This is a genomic window from Mesorhizobium sp. M0808 (genome assembly GCF_040320025.1).
Classification (GTDB): Bacteria; Pseudomonadota; Alphaproteobacteria; order Rhizobiales; family Rhizobiaceae; genus Mesorhizobium.
Map to the genome: position 1 here is coordinate 1 of NZ_JAMYOX010000090.1, position 7,323 is coordinate 7,323.

A 7,323-nucleotide genomic window follows, 5' to 3' on the forward strand; every position below is an offset into this window, starting at 1 on the left:
GCTCCCAGCGACCGCCAGAAGCCTCTTCCTTGAAGATGCGCTTGCAACCTGCATCGGCGAGAGCCTTGGCTTGCGCCTTGTTCGACTGGTCGTCCCCCTTGCTCACGCGGGCATAGCCGATCAGCACCATGGTTCCTTTCGAAAACGGTCGTTTATGGAAGGCCGCCGGCATCTACGAGAATCTAGGTGCAGAGCCTTTCACAATCCTCTTTCATTATGACGTCGTAAGACAAGTGGTTTGTGAAGGGATGAACGATGCCGGCTCGGATATCGATGACGAAGACGCAGCGGGAGAAGCTTTTGGCATTGCCGGACAGGGAAGATGAAACCGTCCGGTATCATAGCCTCACCTCCGATGACCTCGCGGCGATCGCCCAAAGCCGGTGCCCGAGACCGGGCTCGGTTACGCGCTTCAGCTCTGTTGCCTGCGCTACCCCGGTCGATATCTTCGGCGCGGCGAATTCCTGCCGGGCATCATGCTCGATCATATCGCAGAACAGGTCGGTGCCGATGCCGAAGCGGTTCGCCCGACGTGGAGCCACCCGATATGAACAACTGGCGGCGATCAAAACAGCGTCATGGGTTTCGGGATTTCACCAGGCCGACGCGAGCAGAACTCGCCGCCTGGGCGGAGCGCGAAGCCGTCGGTTTGACCGACGGGCGCGTGCTGCTCGATCGGCTGATCGAACGGATGCGCGCCGAGCAGATCATTATTCCCGGCATCAGCGTGGTCGAGCGCATGGCCGCCGCGGCGATGCACGCGGCCGATGCCGCTGTGGTAGCTGAGATCAATTCTCTTCTATCGGATACGCAGCGTCTGCAGCTTCATGCACTTCTGTCGGTAAGATACATGTCCGCCAAAGCCGGCTGTCTTGGCTGCGTGAGCCGCCCTCCAGGGTCGGTGGGAGGCCGCTTCTCGAACTTCTCGACAAGCTTCTCGTGATCCGCTCTATCGTCGCCACCGCTTTCCCGCCGAGATCATTGCGAACGCGGTATTGCTCTACTTTCGCTTTCCGCTCAGCCTGCGCATGGTTGAGGAACATGCTGGCGGCCCGCGGCATCATCATCACGCATCAGACCATTCGAAGCTGGGCGGAGAAATTCGGACGGCATTTCGCCCGGGAGATCGAGCGACGGTCAGCCGGCTGCCTGGGCGACAAATGGCATCTCGATGAATGTGTGGTGGCCATCAATGGCAAGAAGCAGTGGCTCTGGCGTGCCGTCGATCAGGACGGCTTCGTCCTCGAAGTGCTGGTGCAAAGCCGCCGAAATGCCAAGGCGGCAAAGCGTCTGATGCGCAAGTTGCTGAAGGCTCAAGGGCAGACACCACGGGTCATGAGCACCGACAAGCTCCGGTCCTATGATGCCGCCAGGCGTGACCTCATGCTGCCCGGTGTCGAACACCGGTCGCACAAAGGCCTCAATAATCGAGCGGAAAATACGCACCAGCCGACCCGACGACGGGAAGGGATCATGAAACGCTTCAAGTCGGCACGCCAGCTTCAGCGGTTCGTTTCCATCCATGATCCGATTGCCAACCTGTTCCACTTTCCCCGCAAAACGCTGTCATCGGCTCAACATCGAGACCTGCGTAGCGCCGCCATGCAAATCTGGAACAAAATCGCGTGTGTCGCCGCAGCGTGACAGCCGCCCCGGCCAGCTATCGCTGCATCAATCCGCTAATGACTTTACAGTGCCTGTGTGAGTGTCGTCGTCGGGATCTCACCCCCGCATCGGCCTTAACATGGTGGCAGCTTCAATAATGTCAGCGATGTACGTCAGGGACTGGTCGATGTCTTGCCTTACCTCGTCCGCAACCATGGCAGCTTCCCGGTTTTCAACTCCCACCGCGATCCTCTCCCTCCAGTCTCCGCGGGCCGTTGATATCGAAGAGATGTAGTGGGGGAACAAGAGGTTCAAGTACGGTCCAGACTTGAGCCAAAGGGAATTGATGATTCTAAGGAGGGTAGGCAATCGGCATTCGCCATAAAGCTCGAACTGAAACCTGTATACGAGGACCAAGTCGGCGCGCCGGTCCCGCTCGGCTCGCGCCTTTTTCAGCTTAGCGGATATTGCACGCAGTCTGTCGGCAAGCTCGGGCGTGCCTCTTTGCGCCGCTCGCTCGGCCGCGAAGCATTCGATGTGCAGCCGGATATCGCGCAGTTCGCAGATTTGTTCACGGGTCAGCAGCGGAATCAGCGCGGACCGGTTTGCTTCACCATGCAGAACGCCCTCGGATATAAGCCGGTACAGCGCCTCGCGAATCGGCGTCGGGCTCATCTCGAAATCCCTAGCCAGGTTCCTGATCGTGATCTTTTCGCCGGGGGCGAACTGGCCGCTCCGGATCAGTTCGCCCAGTCGCTCATAGACCCGGTCTCGCAACACATCTGAGGTTGGCGATCTCAAGAAATCCCGTCCTTTGATTCGTCCATGCCCTCTCTTCTAAACATTGCGTCGTTAATAGGAAAGCTTTGAAAGCCTCCCATGCGCTTTGATGTATCAATAATTGCTCGTTGAGATCACATACGGCGAACCCGTAGTTGCAGAGTGCAAGAGACGGACCGGCACTGTAAAGTTATTAGACTAAATGTTCGCCTGGGACCGGGCGACCCGTCTCACAATATGCAGGTATCGAGGGTTGCGTGAGTTATCCTCGCACAGAGCCTCATGCATAGGAGACGGGCCGTGGAAGAGACTATCACATATGTCGGATTGGATGTTCACAAAGAGACGATCGCGGTGGCACTTGCCGATGGCGGTGGGCGGGGCGACGTGCGTGCATTCGGCCAAATCGTAAATACCCCGGCAGCTCTGGCGCGTATGCTGTCGAAGCTTTCCCAGCCAGGGCGAACGCTGAAGTTCTGCTACGAAGCAGGACCCTGCGGCTACGGCATTCAGCGACAGTTGTCTGCCGCAGGTCATGACTGCGTGGTCGTCGCTCCGTCTTTGATTCCTCGAAAGCCTGGCGATCGCATCAAGACAGACCGTCGGGATGCCAACAATCTGGCAAGGCTTCATCGCGCTGGGGAGCTGAGCGCTGTTTGGATACCAGATACCGCACATGAGGCGATGCGTGATCTGGTTCGGACGCGGTTGGCTGCTGTTCGCAGCCTGCGGCAAGCGCGCCAGCAGCTCAGTGGATTTCTACTACGCCATGGCTGCCATTATGGCCGTCCGGCCTGGACGCAGATGCACCGCCGTTGGCTGGCGGGCCTACGCTTCGAACAACCGGTCCACCACATTGTGCTCGAGGATCATATCGTGACTATCGAGGCTGCTACGGACCGGCGCGATCGGCTGACGAAGCAAATCGAGATCATGCTGACTGACTGGTCGTTGGCTCCGGTCGTCCATGCGCTGCAATCGCTGCGCGGCATGGACTCTGGTGACAGCAGCAACGATGATTGCCGAATTGGCCGATATCAGATATCAGCCGCTTTACAAATCCGCGTCAACTGATGGCCTATCTCGGGCTCGTACCATCGGAGCGTTCGAGCGGTGGAACTCGCCGCCAGGGCGGAATTACAAAAGCAGGTAACGGAACAGCACGTCGCATGCTGATTGAAGCCGCTTGGAGCTACAGGTTTCCTGCAAAGATCAGCCGCGAACAGTTGCTTCGCCAAGAGCAGCTTCCAAAACCAATCCGAGACACGGCATGGAAGGCGCAAGTAAGATTGTGCAGTCGCTATCGAAAGCTCACGAAGGCCGGAAAGCCAACAACGACGGCGTTGGTGCACGGATCTTTTCTTGGTGTGGGTTTAGGCAAGCGGTAACCGCAATAGCCTTTGTAGCGGAGCCATGCCGCGTTCAAATACAATACCAGCCGCCGCCATCATATTGAGCAGATGAAGTTCAGGGTGACGAACTGGCCAGAATATGAGGCAGGACTTCGTCATCGCGGCAGTTTGACCCTGTGGGTGACGCCGGAAGCCCTGTCCAGGTGGCAAGCGCCAAGACGCAAGACACGTGGCGGCCGGCACCGCTATTCTGATCTGGCGCCTCGAGCGCCGCCTTCACCGCGCCGGGCCGCACCACTGCGAGTAAAGCGTCTTCAATGGCGTCGTCGACCTGCAGGCCGCCGAAGGCGATGCAACTCGGCTCTCCGTAGTCCATCCGCCCGCGGATACAAGCGTAGCGCGGAATATTGCTCTTCAGGCCGGTGTACTGAACCCGCAGCGCCGGCAGCGCAGCATTCCCGCGAGCAGCGCCGCACCGTGTTTGGGCGCACCGTGGCATCGGCTGGTCGGGACGTTATCACTCACCATCTTGCGGATAGACTCTGCGCGTTCCCATTCGACATACCCTCCATGGGCACCGGGCTGCAACGCCAACCAGTCTTCGCGCGCCTTGCGCCGGACGCCGGCCTTTGCACCCGATCCGCCGTAACGCACGGCCGCGCCCGTCTTGCCATAAGCATAGGCGCCGCCATAGGCGGGATTGTCGATGATCTGATGGAGAATCGAATAGCGCGGGCGGCGCCAGACGATGCTTCCGTCGGCGCATCTGGCGGGAAGGTCGAGCCCATATTCGAGGAACCAGAGCAGCGCCTGACGGACGCTGCCGATCTCGGCCACCTTTTCGAAGACGAGCCGGATCGCCTCCTGCACGCGGCGATCGGGGTCCTTTTCCAATCGGTCGCCTACCTTGACGAACCCGACCGGGGCCGCGACGACAAGCTCCCCACGCAGAGCTTTCGCATGACGAGCCGCGAGCGAACGCTGGCGCAGGAGATCAAGTTCGTACTCATTGAGGCTGCCCTTCAGACCCAGAATCAGACGGTCGTTGCCCTGTCGCGGCGCGTAAACGGTCTCCTGGTCGATCAGGAGCGTGTCGACCACACGGCACATCTCGACAAGCTGTTGCCAATCGCGGCTGTTGCGGGCGAAGCGAGAGACCTCCCGCGCGGCCACCGCGCCGACTTTGCCGAGACAGACCTCGGCCACCATCCGCTCGAAACCGGATCGGGTGACGCCGCCGGCCGCCGAGCGGCCGAGATCCTCGTCTGTCAATCTCTGACCAGCCGAGTTGAGTGAGGCGGCCGCGCATCGCGTACTGCAGCGCCCGGCTCTCGCGATTGTGCAAAACCTGGTGCGCGGAGGATTGCCGGACATAGAGAACCGCCTTGCGCGCCAGATGCTGGGCGTCGATCTTCTCAGAGTTCATCGGTGTTCTCCCGAGGATCGTCGGGTTGACCGCCGGCGTGATTGGCGAACAGGCGAGCCATCAGGCTGGTCAGTTTGTGCCGCGTCTCCGTCGGCAGCGCGCTCCAGTCCGGTGTCAGGGCAAGCTTGGTCGGCGGCTCCATCTCGAACAACTCGAACTGACGATCCGGGATTCTGGTCTGAAAGTGGTGGCGGCGGCGTCCCATGGCGATCTCCACGATTCTCGTCGGGAGATGTTATCGTCAGGCTCCGGATATCCTCACACAGTGTGGCACGGGCGCTGACATCCGAAAGGAGAAGCCGGAGTGCGGCGATAGCGCGAAGGTCCGTTACAGGACCCGGCGCGAAACGCATCGTCAAACAGGCGGCGGCATCGAGCATCCATACCGGAATCTCCAGAAGGCGGCCGCCCTGTTGACCCGCCTTGCCGCATCGAACAACTGCGCCGTTCGCTTCTCCAAAATGTTGTGAGCGCTGCGGATTGCCAGCCCAGGGATGCCATGCATACGAAACCGTCCGCTCGTCAGTTGCTTCGGTAACGTGGGTGTTCTGTCGTTCGGTTGTACAACACGGTGCGCCCACATTCATCTCTGGGCTACAAACCGCCGGCGCCAGAAGCTGTGGCCGGCTGCGCAACCCGGACCAGCTTCGCCGGCCACCCCGGCCGTAGCCAAGACCAAGCATGCACTAACATTCAACATGGATCACCCGATGGGGGCCGGCCAAATTTCCTTACCCCTCAATCAATGTGACAGCACCTGCAAGCGAGCTTCGGGGTTCGAAGGCGCTTGACGTAGCTGGTATCGCAGCAGGCCTTGCTGCAATGGGTTGGTACACTGTGGCGCCATCGCTGAATCCACTGGCGATCAATTTGGGTATTCTCAGCCTGGCATTTTGGTTAGCCCTGGACGACTATTTGAGTGATCTCTGGGAGGTAGTTTATCAGCTCAAAACAGGAGAAAATCCGTTCGATCACTCATTTATCGGCGCCTATGGAACTCGATAACGATTAAATCTCAATTGCCTCCTTTCTTTAGCACTACTTTGGCAGTTTTTTAATTCTGGGAGCGTTTTGAGGATTCCCAAGAGCGGTTTTGCGTGATTCATGAGAGGTCGGCTGTTGGAGGGGCCGGCCATGAACAGGGATTGGCAACTCGATCTGGAGCGGTGGCTTGAGCCGTTCGTCTCGGCGTTGAGGCACAAGACGCGTGCGCGGATGTGTCCGGCCTATATTGCTGGCCTGATTGGCCTTGGGGATCGCAAGAGCGTCCAACCGATGGCGGCGCGCCATGCAGGCGTCAACTATGACCAGCTGCACCACTTCATCGCGAGCGGCGTGTGGGATGCTGCGCCGCTGGAGAAGGTGCTGCTCGCGGAGGCCGACAGACAAGTTGGCGGGAACGATGCGTGGCTGATCGTGGACGACACCGCGCTCCTGAACTGCCCCCCATTCCTCCCCAAGAAGGGGCGCCACTCGGTCGGCGTCGCGCCGCAATATGCCTCGGCGCTTGGCAAGAACGCCAACTGCCAGACGCTGGTGTCGCTGACGCTGGCCTCTGGCGAAGTGCCGGTCATGGTGGGGCTGCGGCTGTTTCTGCCCGAGAGCTGGACTTCCGATCCCGCCCGGCTCGACCGTGCCGGTGTGCCCGAGGACCATCGTGCCTACAGGACCAAGCCCGAAATCGCGCTGGCCGAGATCGACCGGGCTCGCGCAGCCGGCTTACGCTTTGGCTGCGTGCTCGCCGATGCCGGATATGGTTTGAGCGCCCCCTTCCGGCAGGCGCTCACCGAGCGCGGCCTTACCTGGGCCGTCGGTATCCCGTTCAAGCAGAAGGTCTATGCCGCCGACGTGGCGATGATCTTCCCGGTTGCCGGACACGGCCGCCCGCGCCGCCGGCATATCCCCGATGTGAAGTCGATGGCCGCGCAGGCGATGCTGGAAAAGGCCCAATGGCGGATGGTCAGTTGGCGGCGTGGCACCAAAGGCCGCCTCTCGGCGCGCTTCGCCGCTGTCCGTGTCCGGGTTGCAGATGGCCCACCCCAGCGCATCCGCGACATGCCGAGCGCATAGCGGATCGCCTCGGCGGGCTTCGATTTTCCCGACAGCTTCGGCAGCTCCTTTTCCCACAGCGCAAAGAGAGCGGCAACGACGGCGGCGGAT

At 60.4% G+C, this 7,323-nt stretch carries 8 protein-coding genes and 5 pseudogenes; 9 read left to right on the plus strand and 4 right to left on the minus strand.

The genetic code is table 11. The features are described 5' to 3' along the window. Positions 1–172: recombinase family protein (locus NKI25_RS35785; protein WP_502897504.1), on the minus strand; the 172-nt coding region annotated here is incomplete at its 3' end. Between NKI25_RS35785 and NKI25_RS35790 the strand changes: the two genes are divergently transcribed. The 4 genes and pseudogenes from NKI25_RS35790 to NKI25_RS35805 all read left to right on the plus strand — a co-directional run bounded on the left by NKI25_RS35790 (position 129) and on the right by NKI25_RS35805 (position 1,644). After that, positions 129–326: a hypothetical protein gene (locus NKI25_RS35790; protein WP_258598695.1), complete on the plus strand. Its 198-nt coding sequence runs from the start codon at positions 129–131 to the stop codon at positions 324–326. The genes NKI25_RS35785 and NKI25_RS35790 overlap by 44 nt on opposite strands. 57 nt (positions 327–383) lie before the next feature. After that, entirely contained in the window at positions 384–551 is a 168-nt protein-coding gene (locus NKI25_RS35795) for a DUF4158 domain-containing protein (RefSeq protein ID WP_353000870.1), read from the plus strand. After that, positions 548–943 (plus strand): DUF4158 domain-containing protein, encoded by a 396-nt coding sequence (locus NKI25_RS35800; RefSeq protein WP_353000872.1) that lies wholly within the window; start codon positions 548–550, stop codon positions 941–943. The genes NKI25_RS35795 and NKI25_RS35800 overlap by 4 nt, the downstream gene beginning before the upstream one ends. Before the next feature lie 34 nt (positions 944–977). Beyond that, positions 978–1,644, plus strand: a pseudogene (locus tag NKI25_RS35805) (IS6 family transposase). Positions 1,645–1,722: 78 nt separating this feature from the next. On the opposite strand, the gene NKI25_RS35810 reads toward NKI25_RS35805, so the two are convergent. Continuing rightward, a complete protein-coding gene (locus tag NKI25_RS35810; RefSeq protein WP_353000874.1) occupies positions 1,723–2,406 on the minus strand; it encodes a GntR family transcriptional regulator in 684 nt (227 codons plus the stop codon). Positions 2,407–2,685: 279 nt separating this feature from the next. Between NKI25_RS35810 and NKI25_RS35815 the strand changes: the two are divergent. Further along, positions 2,686–3,725: pseudogene (locus NKI25_RS35815) on the plus strand (IS110 family RNA-guided transposase); the annotation flags it as partial. Between the two features lie 120 nt (positions 3,726–3,845). Continuing rightward, positions 3,846–3,998 (plus strand): annotated as a pseudogene (locus NKI25_RS35820) (IS5/IS1182 family transposase); the annotation flags it as partial. A gap of 153 nt (positions 3,999–4,151) precedes the next feature. Here the strand turns inward: NKI25_RS35820 and NKI25_RS35825 are convergent. Then, on the minus strand, positions 4,152–5,009 hold the full coding sequence (locus NKI25_RS35825; RefSeq protein ID WP_353000876.1) for a recombinase family protein: 858 nt from the start codon (positions 5,007–5,009) through the stop codon (positions 4,152–4,154). Between the two features lie 143 nt (positions 5,010–5,152). Next, positions 5,153–5,368 carry a hypothetical protein gene (locus tag NKI25_RS35830; RefSeq protein WP_353000878.1) on the minus strand — a complete coding sequence of 72 codons (216 nt, stop codon included), beginning with the start codon at positions 5,366–5,368 and terminating at the stop codon, positions 5,153–5,155. Here NKI25_RS35830 and NKI25_RS35835 point away from each other — a divergent pair. The 3 genes and pseudogenes from NKI25_RS35835 to NKI25_RS35845 form a co-directional block, all read left to right on the plus strand. Then, positions 5,367–5,633 (plus strand): hypothetical protein, encoded by a 267-nt coding sequence (locus NKI25_RS35835; RefSeq protein WP_353000880.1) that lies wholly within the window; start codon positions 5,367–5,369, stop codon positions 5,631–5,633. The genes NKI25_RS35830 and NKI25_RS35835 overlap by 2 nt on opposite strands. Positions 5,634–5,719: 86 nt before the next feature. Next, positions 5,720–5,914: pseudogene (locus NKI25_RS36695) on the plus strand (hypothetical protein); the annotation flags it as partial. Positions 5,915–6,260: 346 nt separating this feature from the next. Further along, positions 6,261–7,218, plus strand: a pseudogene (locus NKI25_RS35845) (IS701 family transposase); the annotation flags it as partial. Positions 7,219–7,323: the final 105 nt, after the last annotated feature.

What these genes read in the sequence shown, in the direction of transcription:
- NKI25_RS35790 (WP_258598695.1), top strand. Translation starts at nt 129, where the DNA reads ATGGTTCCTTTCGAAAACGGTCGTTTATGGAAGGCCGCCGGCATCTAC.
- NKI25_RS35800 (WP_353000872.1), top strand. Translation starts at nt 548, where the DNA reads ATGAACAACTGGCGGCGATCAAAACAGCGTCATGGGTTTCGGGATTTC.
- NKI25_RS35835 (WP_353000880.1), top strand. Translation starts at nt 5,367, where the DNA reads ATGGCGATCTCCACGATTCTCGTCGGGAGATGTTATCGTCAGGCTCCG.
- NKI25_RS35830 (WP_353000878.1), bottom strand. Translation starts at nt 5,368, where the DNA reads ATGGGACGCCGCCGCCACCACTTTCAGACCAGAATCCCGGATCGTCAG.